The sequence below is a fragment of the Natronocella acetinitrilica genome (assembly GCF_024170285.1).
Classification (GTDB): Bacteria; Pseudomonadota; Gammaproteobacteria; order Nitrococcales; family Aquisalimonadaceae; genus Natronocella; species Natronocella acetinitrilica.
The window spans coordinates 1-16802 of sequence record NZ_JALJXV010000017.1 but is presented as its reverse complement, the minus strand read 5'-3'; the positions used below and the strand labels follow the sequence as shown (position 1 = coordinate 16802).

15 protein-coding genes and 2 pseudogenes are annotated in these 16802 nt (G+C 56.5%); 13 read left to right on the top strand and 4 right to left on the bottom strand.

The window, feature by feature from the left end:
- Positions 1-243 precede the first annotated feature (243 nt).
- Positions 244-576: pseudogene (locus J2T57_RS21685) on the bottom strand (integrase core domain-containing protein); the annotation flags it as partial.
- A gap of 80 nt (positions 577-656) precedes the next feature.
- Between J2T57_RS21685 and J2T57_RS21680 the strand changes: the two are divergent.
- Entirely contained in the window at positions 657-1943 is a 1287-nt protein-coding gene (locus tag J2T57_RS21680) for an IS110 family RNA-guided transposase (RefSeq protein ID WP_253485668.1), read from the top strand.
- A gap of 116 nt (positions 1944-2059) precedes the next feature.
- Here the strand turns inward: J2T57_RS21680 and J2T57_RS21675 are convergent.
- Positions 2060-2809 (bottom strand): annotated as a pseudogene (locus J2T57_RS21675) (transposase); the annotation flags it as partial.
- 435 nt (positions 2810-3244) lie between these two features.
- Here J2T57_RS21675 and J2T57_RS21670 point away from each other — a divergent pair.
- The 10 genes from J2T57_RS21670 to J2T57_RS21630 all read left to right on the top strand — a co-directional run bounded on the left by J2T57_RS21670 (position 3245) and on the right by J2T57_RS21630 (position 13402).
- Positions 3245-4777, top strand: coding sequence for a hypothetical protein (locus J2T57_RS21670; protein WP_253485665.1), 1533 nt, complete (start codon positions 3245-3247; stop codon positions 4775-4777).
- Between the two features lie 73 nt (positions 4778-4850).
- Positions 4851-5177 carry a hypothetical protein gene (locus tag J2T57_RS21665; RefSeq protein ID WP_253485662.1) on the top strand — a complete coding sequence of 109 codons (327 nt, stop codon included), beginning with the start codon at positions 4851-4853 and terminating at the stop codon, positions 5175-5177.
- Between the two features lie 87 nt (positions 5178-5264).
- The gene (locus J2T57_RS21660; protein WP_253485659.1) at positions 5265-6959 is read left to right on the top strand and encodes a tubulin-like doman-containing protein; all 1695 of its coding nucleotides are present in this window, start codon (positions 5265-5267) and stop codon (positions 6957-6959) included.
- A gap of 110 nt (positions 6960-7069) precedes the next feature.
- Positions 7070-7276: a CbtB domain-containing protein gene (locus tag J2T57_RS21655; protein WP_366519146.1), complete on the top strand. Its 207-nt coding sequence runs from the start codon at positions 7070-7072 to the stop codon at positions 7274-7276.
- Between the two features lie 18 nt (positions 7277-7294).
- Positions 7295-8041, top strand: coding sequence for a CbtA family protein (locus J2T57_RS21650; RefSeq protein ID WP_253485656.1), 747 nt, complete (start codon positions 7295-7297; stop codon positions 8039-8041).
- Between the two features lie 214 nt (positions 8042-8255).
- A complete protein-coding gene (locus tag J2T57_RS21645) occupies positions 8256-9236 on the top strand; it encodes a CobW family GTP-binding protein (protein ID WP_253485637.1) in 981 nt (326 codons plus the stop codon).
- 95 nt (positions 9237-9331) lie between these two features.
- Positions 9332-10150: a CbbQ/NirQ/NorQ/GpvN family protein gene (locus J2T57_RS21640; RefSeq protein ID WP_253485633.1), complete on the top strand. Its 819-nt coding sequence runs from the start codon at positions 9332-9334 to the stop codon at positions 10148-10150.
- Positions 10151-10179: 29 nt separating this feature from the next.
- The gene (locus J2T57_RS22540) at positions 10180-12213 is read left to right on the top strand and encodes a nitric oxide reductase activation protein NorD (protein ID WP_253485629.1); all 2034 of its coding nucleotides are present in this window, start codon (positions 10180-10182) and stop codon (positions 12211-12213) included.
- 12 nt (positions 12214-12225) lie between these two features.
- Positions 12226-12567: a (2Fe-2S) ferredoxin domain-containing protein gene (locus J2T57_RS22535; protein WP_366519143.1), complete on the top strand. Its 342-nt coding sequence runs from the start codon at positions 12226-12228 to the stop codon at positions 12565-12567.
- A 175-nt stretch (positions 12568-12742) separates the two neighbouring features.
- A complete protein-coding gene (locus tag J2T57_RS21630) occupies positions 12743-13402 on the top strand; it encodes an ANTAR domain-containing response regulator (RefSeq protein WP_366519142.1) in 660 nt (219 codons plus the stop codon).
- Positions 13403-13438: 36 nt separating this feature from the next.
- Here the strand turns inward: J2T57_RS21630 and J2T57_RS21625 are convergent, their stop codons facing one another.
- A complete protein-coding gene (locus J2T57_RS21625; RefSeq protein WP_253485624.1) occupies positions 13439-13858 on the bottom strand; it encodes a 2-hydroxychromene-2-carboxylate isomerase in 420 nt (139 codons plus the stop codon).
- Between the two features lie 148 nt (positions 13859-14006).
- Between J2T57_RS21625 and putP the strand changes: the two genes are divergently transcribed.
- A complete protein-coding gene (putP, locus tag J2T57_RS21620; protein ID WP_253485604.1) occupies positions 14007-15464 on the top strand; it encodes a sodium/proline symporter PutP in 1458 nt (485 codons plus the stop codon).
- Positions 15465-16066: 602 nt separating this feature from the next.
- On the top strand, positions 16067-16651 hold the full coding sequence (locus J2T57_RS21615; RefSeq protein WP_253485601.1) for a metallophosphoesterase: 585 nt from the start codon (positions 16067-16069) through the stop codon (positions 16649-16651).
- Here the strand turns inward: J2T57_RS21615 and J2T57_RS21610 are convergent.
- On the bottom strand, positions 16632-16802 hold a 171-nt coding region (locus tag J2T57_RS21610; protein WP_253485671.1), incomplete at its 5' end, for a transposase. The genes J2T57_RS21615 and J2T57_RS21610 overlap by 20 nt on opposite strands.

Here is a 16802-nt window from a genome sequence, read left to right as displayed (position 1 = left end):
TGGACACTCTACAAGTGCCCACTTACTAATAAGTGGACACGATCATCCCGAACACAAATCAGGCAGGGAAGGAGGTAATCACCGGACGGTTACGATAGGGCGGCAACAGCGTTGGATTTCCCCCACTACGGTAGGCATCTCGGGCCCTGAATTCGAGGCCAGTGCGAACGATGGCAGGGAGTCCATAGAGTGGGGTGCCGGTTGGTATCCATTGGCAGGGCGCTCATTGTGACCTGCCTGACTTCATCGGACCACTGATTCCTGGAATCTGGCCTCGGGTTGATAGTGATCTCTCGGGGTAGCCTTGTACTCATGTGGTGTGCGATAACCTATGCTGGAATGCGGCCGGACGGTGTTGTAATGGCGGCGCCATGCTTCGATGATGACACACGCCTCCGCCCGGGATCGAAACCACTCCATCGACAGGCTTTCGTCACGCAGTTTGCCATTGAAACTCTCGTCTGTACCGTTTTGCCATGGCTTGCCGGGATCGATATGCGCGGTGTCGATCCTGGCGTCGGTGATCCACTGCAGGACGGCGCGAGAGACGAACTCCGGCCCATGGTACATGCGGAGTAAGCGATTCGGGTGGCAGTCACCGCCAGCAGAATGATCCTTGTTCATGACAACCATGAGTGAACAGGGAGCTACTGACGATGACCGCCAATACCAAATCTAGGTTCTATGGGCTGTTAGTCGCCGTGGATGTGGCCAAGCGCTATCACGATGTCCTGGTCCAGTGGCCCGATGGACACCAGCGGGCTTTCAAGGTCGCCAACACGCGGGCGGAGCATCTACGGCTTTGTGATTACCTGCTTGCGCATGATCTGCCGGTGCGATCCGCACTGGAACCCACGGCCGATTTCCATCGGCCGATCGCCTACCAACTCGCTGAAGCCGGGATCGAGGTACACCTGGCATCCTCACTTGCCTGCGCACGTATTCGGGAGGCGTTGTTTACCTCTTGGGACAAGCACGACCGCAGGGACGCCATGGTGATCCTGTACCTTCTCGAGCACGGTGTCACACATCCTTTCGAAGACCCGCTACGCGCCGGTTATCTGGATATCCAGGAGTTCTCGAACACCTATCACCAGATCGCGCTGGCACGTACCCGTTGCCAGCACAGCCTGGTGAACCACTACCTGGCGCTGTACTTCCCGGAGATGGAGCGCTACCTGCACACCAGCCGGGCGGAGTGGTTCTGCCGGTTTCTGTTGCGGTTTCCCGTCCCGGCCAGCATCCAGGCCTTGGACCGCGCGACATTCATTGAACAGGCTTGGGATGTGGTTGGCCGCAAAGTCGCGAAGCAACGTTTTCTGAACGAGCTCTATGAGTTGGCTCGCGGCAGTATGGGACTTCCCGTCCCGGTGGACAGCCCTGCTGTGATGACCTACCGACTCCAGATTCAGCGCTATCTGGATCTCACGGCCCAGCGCAAGGATCTGGAGCGCGGTGCCGAACAACTCTTGAGTCCGAACCCGGATTACCGCCGCCTGCGAACGCTACCGGGTGTGGGCCCGATCATCGCGCTCACGATCCTTGCCGAGAGTGGCGACCTACGACGGTTTCGGCATCACCGGCAGTATCTGGCGTTCTGCGGGTTCAATCTCGCGGCCTCGCAAAGCGGCCAGTCGAAAAGCAGCTACCGCCTCTCCAAACGTGGCAACGCGCGTCTGCGGTATGCATTCTGGCTAGCCGCTGCTGTGGCCATGCGGATGAGAGAGAACAGCTTTCGCACCAAGTATGAGCGCTATATTCGCAGCAATCCTACTGATGCCGATCTACGCCGCAAGGCACGTACGGCTGTGGCCGCGAAAATGGCGCGTGTTGCGCATGCATTGATTAAGCAGGAGACCGATTATCGCGGCTATTATGAGGCCGCGATACCTGGCGGTGGGACGTTACTCACTCGGGCCGTGGGACCCGTTGGGATTCCGTAGATAATGGTCACGCCCGCCCGCCAGGGGCTTTTGAACTACTCAACACGGCAGCACGTGTCAGTACAGGCATGCGGCAGGGATCGTCATGCTGGAATGATACTTGACTCCGCAGGTAGCCCGTTGTCTGAGCGAATGATCTGTGGCGCTCCGTGGTGACTGACCAGGCGACTCAGCACCTCAATGACCCGGGCGGAGCGAATAGAGCCGGCCACATCGATGGCAAGGCATTCCCGTGTGTACTCGTCGATCACCGTCAGGCATTTGAGCTTCTGGCCGTTGGCGCAGGCATCAAAGACGAAGTCATAGGCCCAGACCTGGTTTCTCATGGTCGGGGCTAGCGGCCGTGGCCGACACGTCGCGATCCGTTTGCGTGGACGTTTTCGTGGCACCTGTAGCCCTGCTTTGCACCAGAGTAGATAGCAGCGGTCAACGCTCATGGCATGTCCCTCACGGGCCAGAAAGATCCGGATGCGACGGTAGCCATAGCGCGGATACTGTGCAGCCAGGACAGCATGGCGGCAATCACCGGCGCGTCGTGCTCGTCCAGAACCGACACATAGCTTAGCGTCGACCTCGCAACACCGAGTAGCGCGCGGGCACGCCTAGAATGTTCCCTTGGTGATCTCCTTGAGCGCGTCGACCTCCAGGTCCCGCTCTGCCAGCAGGCGTTTGAGCCGCGCATTCTCGGCCTCGACTGCCCGCAGTCGTTTAACATCGACTGTGTCCAGACGGCCAAAACGCTTGCGCCATGAGTACAGCGTCTGCTCGCTGACGCCGTGTTGCTTGGCGACTTCGCTGACCGGGTTGGCATCCGTCTCACGCAGGATACGAACCATTTGCTCTTCGCTGAATCGACTCTTCCTCATCTGCCTCTGCTCCGTGTGCAGAGGCCATCATCTCAAGTTTCGAATGATCCGAAAATCGCCGTGCAGGTCAGTGTTCCTGAACCCCGATACGGCAGTGAGTTTTTCAAGAGCCATGAACCCTGTTCAGGCGACCAATGCAATAACAGATACCGATGCAAGATGTCTGTTCGGTAACGCACAGATATCTGGCTGGTGACTCCCTAGGTTGAATGTTCAAGAAGAAGATGACATTTAGAAAGCGCTAACACGGAAGAGGTCGAGGATAACACCAAACGGGTCCTCGGCTGGGGAGGAAGTGTATGTGTCATATAACACGACGTTTATGGACTCCTCACGAGGGGCTTTTTTTTTGGCCAATCCGCTTAGTCGGGACCGGAGCACTGCCTCTCCTTATTGGTGCCGAGTGCGCGCGCGACAGCTTCAGGGGGGTAGATAATGCCCTCTGATAGTGGACTCGATTTACGCCGTGGACGGCCCACGCCAGCAATTGGCACGACCGAAGCCAAGCTTCAGCAACGCAAACTCGACGCGCTTACTCGCGGCGTGCATCGCATCAAGGATACAGAGAATCTCGCCTACGGTATTCACGTCATTGGTGTTGGAACAGCAGGGGCAAGTTTTCTATCTGACTTTCTGAATGCCGTTCCTGGTGATCTGCTCGACGTCGACGGCTCACGGTTCAGTGGACTTGCGGTTAACATCGGCGACGATGATCCAAAAAAACTTGTCGCATCCAGTGACAAACTCCCTTCTGATCGCATCCATATCGAATCTCTCGATCTTTCATCGAGTCCCGGAGGCGAGCTTACAGAAACACTTCGTATGTACCCGGAGTACTTGCGCCTTGAATACCCCCTGAAGCACGAAAATCCAAGCTTCAGTTCCTGGCTGACCGAGGCACAGATTGAGGCTACGGATCACGGAACAATGCAGCGGTCATTAGCCAAGGCAATCTACGGGCATGCCTATTACGGCGGCAATCGCCCTGCGCACGCCGCTCTCAAGCGATTCGCGGAAAGTGTCGAGGCGACGCGCGCCGAATCGATTGTCTGTGTTGTCTTTGCTTTGGGGGGCAGCGTTGGTAGCGCGATTGCTGTCGATCTAGCGCGGCATCTGTCGAACGGGCGCTTCGGTCGCCGTGTCCTAGTGGCCGGGATCGGAATTGCGCCCTGCGCCGGCGATGAGTCTGCGCATTTGGGAGCGCAGCTGTTTACCACTCTCAATGAACTGGATTGTCTCTGCGACGAGGTCAAGAACCGCGGTATCACGCAATCCTGCGGCGAACTCTACAAGAATCCGTTCACAGCAGGGTTCTTAGTCGTTCCACAAGAACCGTTCTGGCGCCGAACCGGTGATCTGGCGGCGACACAGCGGCGGGTCGCAGACGAACTGACTTCCCTGTTAAGCCTAAGGAAGGGCGCAAATTTCTGGGAGATGCTACGCCTGCTTAATTGGGTTGCAGCTCCCCCCACTCAGCACTCCGCTGCGCGCACGCCGTGGGGTGCGAAATGGATACACATGCTCGCCGCCTTTGACGTGAATACGGACAAGACGGCGCAAGTTCGGTTATCGGAAAACATCGGCGTGTTATCCAAGTACGAGCCCGAATTTCTAGAGGCGCGTGCTTGGGATGCGTCTGACCCCGCGGCAATGGCCTGGGTGGACAGCATGACCAAAGAATTTCACCCGCTAGCGCCAGTAAACCTGGCGTCCGGCGGCGCCGAGGGAACGGCCCAGTTCATCCTGCCTCGACTAGCCAAGACGGACCTCGATCTCTTCCGGTCAGCGCGTGATGCTTATGATTCCGCCTCAACCGACGACCGTGCAGCCGCCCATTCCCTGCTCCTCGAACACGGACTCCTCCTCTGCGAACGCTCTGACCGTTTTGACGGAATGGCCGGCGCCGCGTTTGGCGGCAGTCAACACTGGATCATGGTTCCTTGGAGTGGCATTAGAGGCGACGCGTGAACGCCGAAATCTAGAACATCGGTTTTTCATTTATGCGGGAGCGAAATCGAATCAGATTCGAAGGAGTCCCAAGATGCCGCTCGATTGGTCGAGAGTTAAAGAGAAATACGGAAAGGGCTTTAGAGTACCCACTGTTGTGGGTGGAAAATTTCTCCAGATTTCTGGCGTTGATGATGAGGCTATTTATATCGAGTCTCCGATCTGGAGTGCAAAATTGCATCGTCATAATATTGAAAGAGGAGTGGAGCTCATAGAGGAAGGGAAGATATCTAGTGATCCAGGCCTTTTCGTAGAAGATTACATTCTCTATGTCGCTAATGAACGCGGAACATCTGTAGCTCACATACTGCGAGATCTTGGCTTTCTTGACCAAACAGAAACTTTCACCATTCGATGTTAGTTGAGTCGAAAAAGTTAATCGTTGAGTAACTAGATGTGTTTCGGATGAGAAAACGATTACCAGAGAAGTTTTGCCAGAGAGGACAGAATGATGACAGCTTCATCGCTCTACAACAGTGGTACCGGAGTCCAGGCCCCCCATTGCGTACATGTGGTGGGGGTCGGTCGTACGGGCGCGCAATACGTCGAGGCACTCTTGCGCACCGGTGAAATCGAGGACATTCTTTCAGACAGTCGCGCAAGATTTGCTGCAATGATTGTCGATATCGGTGACCAGGACATGGAAATCTGCAAGGACTACGCGTCAGCGTTTATCAAGCGTCTCGAGTCACGCGGCATCCCCAAAGAAAGATTCCAGTTCCAGGCCATCCCACTCCCGGTTCCTCCGAAGAACGAGTTCTTCGAGGGTATGAACCGCACTCGCGAGTTCTTAAAGCTCGAGTATCCACGGTATTACTGGAACCCGAATTTCGAGTCCTATGTCCCGCATAAATACGATATGCCTCAGCCGGGAGAGCACTTTCCTCGAGCGGTGGCGAAGGGCATTTACGCGAATGCCTATTACGACGGCGAGCGGCCGCTCGACAAGGCCTTGCGGAAATTCACCGAACATGTTGAAGAGGCCACGCTGCCATCACTCGTTACTGTGTGTTTCAGTCTGGCGGGTGGAACAGGCAGCGGCATGGTCGTGGACCTGGCGCGGCATCTGTCGAATGTGCGGTTTGGACGCCGCATTCCGGTCATTGGTGTCGGACAATTGCCCCACAGCGGTGATTCCGATATCTATCGGGATAACCCGACTATGTACACGACGCTCAATGATCTCGACTGCATGCTTGATGAGGACAAGAATGCAGGGGTGGTCACAGTCTGGGGCGATCTCTACAAGAGTCCGTTCACGGGTGGTTTTTTCGTCGTAAACCCGGAGCAGAGCTGGCAGCGCCTGACCGCGTATACCACCACGGGTGAAAAAGAAGTTCGCCAGAACTTCAAGGAATTGGTGACAAACCGATTTGTTGCCGATTCGTTCATGCGGTTCGCGGTACTCGAGGAAGGTCGGGTTCTCTTCCGAGCACTTCGTCCAGCCGGGTTCACCGGGGCACCACACGAAACCATTACCGCCAAGGCACGAAACTGGACGTTGTTCAATCCGGCAAAGTTGACGCACCCCGGGGTGCAGGTTCTTCCCGGAGAGCCCAGCTCTAAGTGGGAGTCCGTTTTAGCGCAGTGGGTCGATTTCGTACCGAAGTACTCGGGTCTGAAGGAAGAGTTCGAAACGGACTATGCCGAGGTGCATCTGCACATGTCCCGCGATATGAATCCGGATTCCCTGGAGAAGGCGTTCAGGCAAATGCTGGAGAAAAACTTCCTGATGAAAGGGGAGTCGACCATCCAGTTCCATCGTCACGAGTTCTTCGATGCACTGACGGCTTACGGCGATGTCATCCTGCCAGGCGTCGCCAAAACGGATCTTCACGCCTTCTGGAATAGCCAGAAAAACTACGACGCTTTGAGTTGGGAAGAAAAGCTGCTTGAGCATGCATGGCTCGTTGACATTGGCCCGATGCTCTCCGAGCCGGCGATCCGCTTCGAGGGAATGGCCGGGGAGTGCATCTGGGGATGCGCCTGCTGGGTTGTCGTTCCCTATGACGAGCTACGAGGCGACAAGCTGCCGCCGCCGAACCGCAAGGTTATCCGGGAGGAAGGCATCGCGGCCATGACCAAGACCGTTGTCAAGACACCCGGAGGTGCTGCAAAGAAGCCACCGAAAGAGCATGCGTAGACCTACGGTATGACCTATCGCCAGGGGTCGTTGAGACCCTAGGCCCCTGGCAACTATCGGCGCCGGGCAGGTCCAGTCCCGGTGTCCGGTAGCGGCTAATCAATGGAGGAATGAACATGAAAAATCAAAATTCAGTAGCTAGCACTAGCAGTTTTGATTCTGCGAAGAGTGTGACGATGGTTCCCAAGCCAGTACAGCTTGCGGCGGCGGTCCTCCTGGGCATGGTGATTCTATACGGAGCTGGATTCGCGAACTCCGCTGTCGTGCATGATGCGGCTCACGACATGCGCCATGCCGCGGCTTTCCCTTGCCACTAGCATAGCGGGAGCATGGCCATGTTATTTCGACAGGTTGTTCTGTATGCGTTGATGGCCGGGCTGGTGTCTGGGTTGCTTCTGACCGCTGTGCAGTTCTGGCAGGTGATTCCCATCATCCAGAGCGCGGAGCATTACGAAGAGGCGCTGGCTGAGACATCAGCCCATAGTCATGCGGTGCATAGCCATGATCATGACCATGGAGAGGGTTTGCAACGGACTGGTTTGACGCTCCTTTCGAACGTGCTGATCGGAGCTGGCTTCGGACTGGTGTTACTGGCCGCAATGGTGATGGCCTCATTCAAGACGGCTTTACCCAGCAGGACTCCTTGGCTGCATGGCGTGTTCTGGGGGGCCGCTGGCTATGTCGTCTTCTTTGTTGCGCCGGCAATCGGGCTTCCCCCCCAAATACCCGGTGCGGAGGCGGCAGGAGTGGAGGCGCGTCAACTCTGGTGGGCTATGGCGGCTGTCTGCACGGCGGTGGCGCTTTCAGGCGCGGTATTCGCCAAGTCGCCTTGGCGCTGGGCAGCATTGGGGCTCCTTGTTGTCCCCTACTTGATGGGTGCCCCGGAGCCTTCGACCACTGCGTTCGCCGCCTATCCGTCGTCGATGGCTAGCGAGTTGGAGGTTCTGGCCCAGAGATTCGTCGCGGCGACCGCGATTGCAAATGCATTCTTCTGGCTCACGCTCGGCCTGGTATCGGTCTGGGCGCTCCGACGGATCGTCATGCCTACGGAGACGCTGCCGGTTGGCGAACACCAGAGCTGACCAAGTCCCGTTGTCACCTGCCGGCCCAACGGATGAGACGCAAGTGCGGCATGGGACTCTAGGGGCTGGCAAACGAGTACGTTGAGACCTTGCGGGCTAAAGGTGGCGTGAATGAAGGAGCGTCGGGTGAAGCCAACCCGACGTCCCTTCAATTTGCCGGTGGAGCGTTCCTCCAGATCGGTGATGCCAAAGTCTTTCGAATAGAGGTGTAGCGATGAGCGCAATACCGGTAGGGGGCAAGATTCCCGTCACCATCATCAGCGGCTACCTGGGATCTGGCAAGACTACGCTGCTCAATCAGATACTGAATGAACAGCATGGAAAGCGCATTGCGGTAATCGTCAACGAATTCGGTGAGATCAGTATCGACGGGCAGCTCATCGTGCACGAGGACGACGAACAACTGATCGAATTCAATAACGGCTGCTTGTGCTGCACCGTTCGCAACGACCTAGTCGATACTATCGACAAATTGGTTGAGCGCGCAGGGGAACTCGACGCCATCATGATCGAGACCACCGGGCTTGCAGATCCAGCTCCCGTGGCATCAACCTTTTTCGTATCCGATGAAGTGCGGGAGAAAACCAAGCTTGATGCCTTCATAGCAGTGATCGATGTCGTCAATATCGCGAAACACCTTGAGGAGAGTGTAGAGGCCCAGGAGCAGGTGGCCTTCGCCGACATTCTTCTGGTGAACAAGACGGATCTTGCCACAGAGGAACAGACCGTCGCGGTCGAGAAACAGATTCGTCAACTTAATCCGCTTGCCAGCATTTACCGCGGCGTTGGCGGTTCGGCGAACCTTGACCAGCTCATCGGTGTGAACGCCTTCCAACTTCAGTCGAAGCTTGAGATCGACCCGAAGTTCCTCGAGGACCACGAGCACGAGCACGATGCGGCGATCAGCTCTGTCGTCCTTCGCGAGGACAGACCGATCGACATGAACCGGTTCATGTCATGGATGGGGCCGCTGCTACAGGAGAGGGGTGATGAACTGCTTCGCACCAAAGGCGTGTTTAACGCACACGGTTTCGACGAGCGTGTTCTTTTCCAGAGTGTCCGCATGCTGACAACCATGAGTCGCCTGGACCCGTGGGCAACCGACAGCGAGCGTCGTAGCGAACTTGTCGTCATTGGCAGGAATCTCGATTTTCCAGCCCTTCGCGCCGACTTCGAGCGTTGCGTTGCTCGCTAGAGTTGTACGACGAACCTGTGGTTCAAGGCACCGGTATCGCCGGAGATCATTATTTTCTCCGAGCCAGCCACTAACTTAATTCCTTTGAGCGCCTCATGGATAAACGCATCGCAGATTACCTGATCAATGAAAAGCCGCACTACCGGGCAATCGGCAAAGAGATCGAGCTGTTCGAAGCTGCGATGAAGCACTCTCTACCAATGGTGTTGAAAGGGCCGACCGGCTGCGGGAAGACGCGCTTCGTCGAATACATGGCATGGCAAATGCGGATCCCGCTCATCACACTCGCCTGCAATGAAGACATGACTGCGGCCGACCTCGTTGGACGCTACTTACTGGATGTCGATGGCACCGTTTGGCAGGATGGGCCACTCACCCTCGCGGTTCGATACGGAGCGATCTGCTATCTGGACGAGGTGGTCGAGGCTCGGCAGGACACCACCGTGGTTATTCATCCCCTGACCGACGAACGTCGGATTCTGCCTCTGGACAAACGCGGTGAAATCGTTAGGGCTCATCCAAACTTTCGACTAGTAGTGTCATATAACCCGGGTTACCAGAGCGCCGCCAAGGATCTCAAGCCGTCGACAAAGCAACGATTCGGCGCCATCGATTTCGATTTTCCGGTTGCCGATGTTGAAACTGAGATCGTCATGACAGAGGGAGGCGTAGACGCCGAACTCGCGAGCAAGCTTGTTGGCATCGCCGCAAAGTCACGAGCCCTCCGCGGGCATGGCCTGGAGGAGGGAATTTCAACGCGGATGCTGGTGCAGGCAAGCAAACTCATTGCCGATGGCGTTTGCGCCCATGATGCCTGCAGGTTGGCACTCACTGCACCAATTACCGACGATCCTGAATTGCTCGCTGCGCTGGAAAAGTTCGTAGAACTCTACTTCGGACTGCGGGCAGCCTGATGCTGACGTCCCGGCCCCTGGACTCTATCGTGGTCGACAACTCGACCGATATGGCCCTGCTCGAGAGACGATTAGAAACGCTGAAAACCGTTGATGCCGATCTGCATGAGCGGATGCAGGCCACGCTCGCCCGGACTGGCCACCAACGGGAGCGTGCGTCTGCACTCGCGGAACTGGTTGCTTTATTGACGGAGAGCGCGATCGTAGCCCCCGATTGCTGCGATATTTTACTTGCACGGTGGTTCACATTCTCGGCTGGGGAGGATTGGCGAGCGGTGCGCCGGTGGTTTACTCACGGGCTGCGACTCTACGAGGAGGATGTTGCGAGTGCGTTGCATCACTTTGAGAGGGGAAACCCGGAACAATTCACTATTGACGAAGCGCAGCAGGGTGACATCCCAGCGCAGGCCTCGGAACAGGTCCAGAAACGCTTTCGTCACATTCTGTCTAGCTTCGGCTTTACGGACATATCGGTAAAGTTCCATTCGGCTTCGACCTTTGGTAAGCGCGGCGTTCGCCCGACCCTGTCTCCTTTGAATTTGCACCTACCCCGCGATCCCCTTATCAGCGATGTCGAGCACAAAGAAGATCTCCGTTACGCAGCTGTTTTACATGCCGTGGGACATCTCATTTATTCTCCCCTGCGACGTCCCCCGGGCAACCGGCCACCCATTCTGCAGGCGATTTTGGGACTGATCGAGGATGCGCGTGTTGAGCGGCTGATGATGAATTCCTATCCGGCGTTGCAAATTCTATGGGGCAGATTTCATGTTGCTACACGCGAACAGTCGGGGTTCGATTTCCAGGGCTTAGCCGCAAGACTGGCAAGGGCCTTGCACGACCCCGTGTACGAGGACAGCAATAACTGGGTGCAGGCTGGCAGATTGCTTTTTGAAGAAGCCGCGGGGGACCTTTCGGATCACGCCGTCTTCACCCGGATCGCCCGAGACCTGACGCGAATGCTTATCAAGCTGCAATTGCCATTTGATAGCCAGAAATACTGCGTCGAGCCTCCGTATCGAGATGACAATGCTGCGCTTTGGCTCTCGAGCGACGATATGCCGCCGGATCGGACCTCCATATCGCAAGACGAAAGCTACTCCCTCTCCGATGAGAAAACGGGGAGTTCGGAGAAAACCAGTATCAGCGAAGTTGAGATGAATGAGGTTCATCAAACGACATATCCGGAGTGGGATCATGCGTTGGAAGAGTTGCGCCCTGACTGGGTAACCGTTATAGACCGTATCGAGTACGACGCATCGTCGCGAAGCGTCCGGGCGGGAGAGCGACGTCATCCCTCCCGCACCGTCTTGCGCACGCGGGGACGCAAGCCCGTTACCGACCGATCCATCCGCCTGTCAAAACTTCATGAGGGAGACGAGCTTGATCTTGATGCGGCTTTGGACAGCATCACTCAACTGAAAGCAGGTCGTGCCCCAGATCCTCGTGTCTTCCGTCGTCACGGTCGCAGTCGACGCCCGGCAGCCGTCTTACTGTTGATGGATCTGTCGAAGTCTACTGACCGCTTCGTTCCCGGAAGTTTTATCACCGTTCTGGACCTAGAGAAGAAGTCGGCAGGTCTTCTGGTTGATCTAATCGAGGAAAGAGGGGATCGAATCGCCCTCCACGGCTTCGATTCCAACGGGCGGAATCAGGTCAATTACACGCATTTCAAAGATTTTCAGGAGCCGTTCGGGAGTGGTCAGCAAGCTCTACTGGATGCCCGGGAAAGTGGGTTGTCCACACGCATGGGTGGCGCCATTCGCCACGCGACCGCGCTTCTGAAGCGGGAGCAAGAGGAGAAGAAAATTCTGCTCCTGATAACCGACGGGGCGCCCTCCGACATCGACATAGTGGACGATGAGTATCTAGTTGAAGATGCCCGCGAGGCAGTCCGGGATGCGCTTGCGCAAGGGGTTCAGGTCTTCTGCCTAACTCTCGACCAACAGGGAGATGGCTGTGCCCATCGTATTTTCGGCTTACGACGGTACTTGATCGTCGACAGCGCCGAAGCGTTGACCTCTCACCTGATGGCCGCCGTAGTACGGCTTGTTGACAGTTAGGGAGGATGCGGCATGAAGGTGAAGCCGGAAATGCCCCGCTATCGACGTCACTTACTGGTTTGTGTTGGCCCACGTTGCGAGGCTGACGGAATGACCGCAGAAGCTCTCCTCTGTCTGGGGAGGAAGCTAATTGCGGCAGGCCTGACAAGGAACGAGGACCTTCGAGTGAGGCCGAGCCGGGTAAACTGCCTTGGCGCCTGCTACAGCGGACCCATTGTGTGCGTACAACCGGATGGGGTCTGGTACTGGGACGTTACGCCGGAGAATCTGGACAGAATCATCGAGGAGCACTTGATCGGAGATTGCCCCGTAGATGCACTGGTTTTTCATCGTAACGCAGTGGATGACGGCTGAGGATATAGGAATTCGTTTCGTTGTCATTATAGAAATAGTGTCCCGTTAGCAAATTATCTGCCGGAAAACTATTGTAAGAGACGTTACTTTGTGGGGGCCGGATTACTTCTATCCCCGTGAATCGAACCGAGTGATCCGCAACGTTTAAAGGATAACCTATGAGTAGGCCAAGGCTGTGTCGACGGTCAATATTATCAAAAATATACATACCCTGAGGGTTCTAGTCCTGCACCCGCGGGATAAGAACGCAGAGGTGCTGTTGCAGCAAGTCACCCGGATCGGTTGCCGTGCCGAGGCGCTGTGGCCATTACCTTCTGAACTTCCTGAAGGCGCTGATCTTGTGTTCGTAGATATTACTGATACTCGATCCAAGCATCTGGAAAAGCTTTTTGGTATCGGAATAAAAACTCGCCCAACGCTTATTGGAATTGCCGGCTACGAGAGTCCTTCCATTCTACAAAAGCTACTTGATCTTCATGTCGATGCTGTGGTGACGAAGCCACTTCAAGCATCCGGTGTGTTGAGCAGTATTGTCATGGCGCGGCAGATCTGGAAGGAATTTCGACGTTTTGAGCGCATGGTGGGAAAGCTTAAGGTCAAAGTGGAAAATAGTCAGAAGATAGGTCAAGCCAAATTTATTTTAATGCGATTGCACCAAATAAGTGAAGAAAAAGCGTATGAAGCAATTCGTTCGCAAGCAATGTCAAAGAGGACAACGACAGTCGCTATTGCGAGGGCTATTATCAACGCAGACGGTATTCTGGAGACTACTAGTAAAAAAGATGAGAATGATGAACCGGCCATGCGGCAGTTCTCCCCCCTTAGTGTCCGATGATCGCGGGTGGTGCCTCATGGATTTCTCCTAGGCTCACTATATCGCCCGGAGGTGCCTACTGCACTGGGGGAAGTCCACATCAAGTTCCAGGTCATCGGCGAAGTTTCGCGACATCACCGCTCGGCAGAATTCCCCAACCCAGGGCTTGTCCTCCGCGACCAGGGCCACGCGATGGGGCAGGACCGCTCGCCGCGGAAAGTTGCTTGGTTGCGTCCAGGTTAGCCCGAATTTTTCGCATTGCCGTGCCATATCCCGCCACATGTAGCGGCCCTTCGCCGGCTGTGCCGTGAACGGCGAACCCTGCCAGCCAAGTGACTGAAATACAGCGCCGAGCATGAATGGTCTCCAGGCGATTGCGATGCCACGGACCGACGCTTCGTGTTCGATCCGCATGGCCGACAGGTAGCTGTAGGTGCTGCCGAAGTCGAACCAGAATTCGAGTCTTTGCTGTGCCATGTAACACCCCTTCGCCAGAGACGTCATTCTGCCAGAGTCAGGCGTCGGGGCATCGTCGCTGCTTATTCGGTGCTACCTTCAGGGCGTGCTGTAACGCGCTAACGACCTGCTTACCCATCGAAACGACGAAGAAAAGGACCTTTTCCTAATGGATATACCCATACCGACGCTGGTCACATTCGCCGCCTACCTGATACTTATGCTCGTCCTCGGCTATTACGCCTACCGTATTACCAACGATCTCTCCGACTACGTCCTTGGCGGCCGCAGCCTTGGCCCGGGGGTCACGGCGCTCAGTGCCGGTGCCTCTGACATGAGTGGCTGGCTGCTGCTCGGCCTGCCGGGGGCCGTTTATGCCGCTGGCCTGGGTGAGCTGTGGATCGGTGTCGGCCTGGTCGCGGGTGCGTTTCTGAACTGGCTTTTCGTCGCCGGCCGGCTGCGCAAGTTCACGGCAGCCGCCAAGGATTCCCTGACGATTCCGGATTTCCTTGAGAATCGCTTCTACGACAACACGCGCCTGCTGCGAGTGATCTCGGCAGTCGTCATCCTGATCTTCTTCACGCTCTATATTTCCGCCGGCCTCGTGGGTGGAGGCCTGCTGTTCCAGAGTACCTTTGACATGGAGTATCGCACCGCCGTCCTGGTGGGCGCGGTGGTCATCATCTCGTATACCTTTCTCGGCGGCTTCCTGGCCGTCAGCTGGACGGACTTCTTTCAGGGCATCCTGATGTTCCTGACCCTGCTGGTGGTGCCCATGTTCGTGGTGGTGCTGGTGGGTGGCTGGGGCCAGGCCGAGCGTGAGATCGTCGCCATCGATCCCAGCTATTCCACCGTGCTCGAGGGGATGACATTCCTCGGCATGATCTCGCTCCTGGCCTGGGGGTTGGGTTACTTCGGCCAGCCCCACATCCTTGCCCGCTTCATGGCCATTCGCTCCGTTGAGGATATGCCGAAGGCCATGACCATTGGCATGAGCTGGATGATTCTTGCGCTGATCGGTGCGGTTGCAACCGGCTACATGGGCATCGCGTTTTTTGCGGATGCGCCGATCGAGGAGAGTGAGACCATCCTCATCGAGCTAATTCGCGCGCTATTCAACCCCTGGGTGGCGGGTTTCCTGATGGCAGCCATCCTGGCGGCGATAATGAGCACCATCGACTCCCAGCTGCTCGTCTCCGCCAGCGCCCTGACCAATGACTTTTACAAGGGCTTTATCCGGCCTTCGGCCTCGGACCAGGAAATGGTCTGGGTAGGGCGCGGCGCCGTGATTCTGGTGTCTGTCGTGGCCCTGCTGCTAGCCATGGACCCAGAGGCCGGCGTGCTCGATCTGGTCGCCTACGCATGGGGCGGCTTCGGTGCCGCGTTCGGTCCGGTGATCATCCTGTCGCTGTACTGGAAGCGCATGACTGGCGTCTCGGCCATGGCCGGTATGGTCGTGGGCGCGGTTACGGTAATCGTTTGGGAACAGCTCTCCGGTGGGCTGTTCGATGTCTACGAGATCGTGCCTGGGTTCATCTTCTGCACGCTAACCATCATCGTGGTCAGCCTGATGGGTAGTGAGCCTTCACGGGAAGTGCAGCAACAGTTCGAGGATGCCGGCATGTAGCGGAATGCCTTTACAGGAAAAGAACAAGGGCCTGCAGAAAATCTGCAGGCCCTTGATATTCTCGGTGGACGCGGCTGGGATTAAACCAGCGGCCCCTGGTGTATGAAGGAACTTCGCTATTGTCGATTCTGGACTGATCGAGTGACAAAAGTCATTAAAAAGCAGAGACATATGTCCATGCCGCATTCGGGGCAACAAGGGCAGAAATGCCCCGTTAACCGACTGTATGTCCACAAAGTACTTCAAGCCTTTACATGTTTTGGCAAGCGGTGAATCGACCACTGGTCGATCGTGACGGTTAATTCACCCCGAAATTCCTCGGACAGTTGGTTGCATTCCTAGCATGACCGCCTTGCCCGATGAACCCGATCCCGAGCCCGCTGCCGCCGACCGAGGAATTGCGCGAAATACCGATCTGATTTACCGTCATCTCTATTGATTAGCCGTCACAGGCAGACATGAACATGAGCACCCAGACTCACCTGCGCACCGAACCGGGTATATCCATTCCGCTGAGTTAGCGGAGGCCCGATGATGCGTGTGTGATTCGCAGACCGGGCTTCCGCCCGGTTTTTTTCTGCCCGCAATTCGGTGAGAAGACAATGAAGATTCGCTACATGAGCGACCTCCATCTTGAGTTCGACGGCCGCAATGAATGGGTGCCGCCAGCGGTCCCCGATGACGCGGATGCCGTCCTCGTGCTTGCCGGCGACATTGACGTCGACAAGCACGCCACGCGGCTTGCCCGGCGCGTCGCCGGGCACTTTCGCGCGGTTGTGCAGATCTGCGGCAATCACGAGTACTACAAAGGTGGTTCTCCCGTTCGGTTGATCGACAAGCTCCGGGATACGGTGAGCGATCTCACCAACGTGCACCTGCTTGAGAACGGCACGATTACTGTCGGCGACGTGCGCTTCATCGGTGCCACCCTCTGGAGCGACTTCAATTGGGCTGATCCCGCATCAATGCAGCTTGCCCGCGAGCAGATGAACGACTTCAAGCGTATTCGCACTGGGTCCGTGAAGGCGCCGTATTCACGGGCGTTCTCGCCGTCGGACGCAATCCGTATCCACCTGCAGTCACGGGCGTTTATCCGGGAAGAACTGGAGCAGGCTCGCGCAGCCGGGCAGAAGGCGGTGGTTGTCACCCACTGTCGCCTTCCCGTGTTTAGGCCCATCCGAAACTAGAGGTTTCCGGTTGGTTTAACTGCCGGTATTCGGCAGGCGTCAAATCCCCAAGCGATTCATGGGGGATCTCTTCGTTGTAGTCACGCAGCCACCGCTGCGTATGTTCGCGGACCTCGGTGAGGTTGCGGAATACATACATGTCGAGCACACC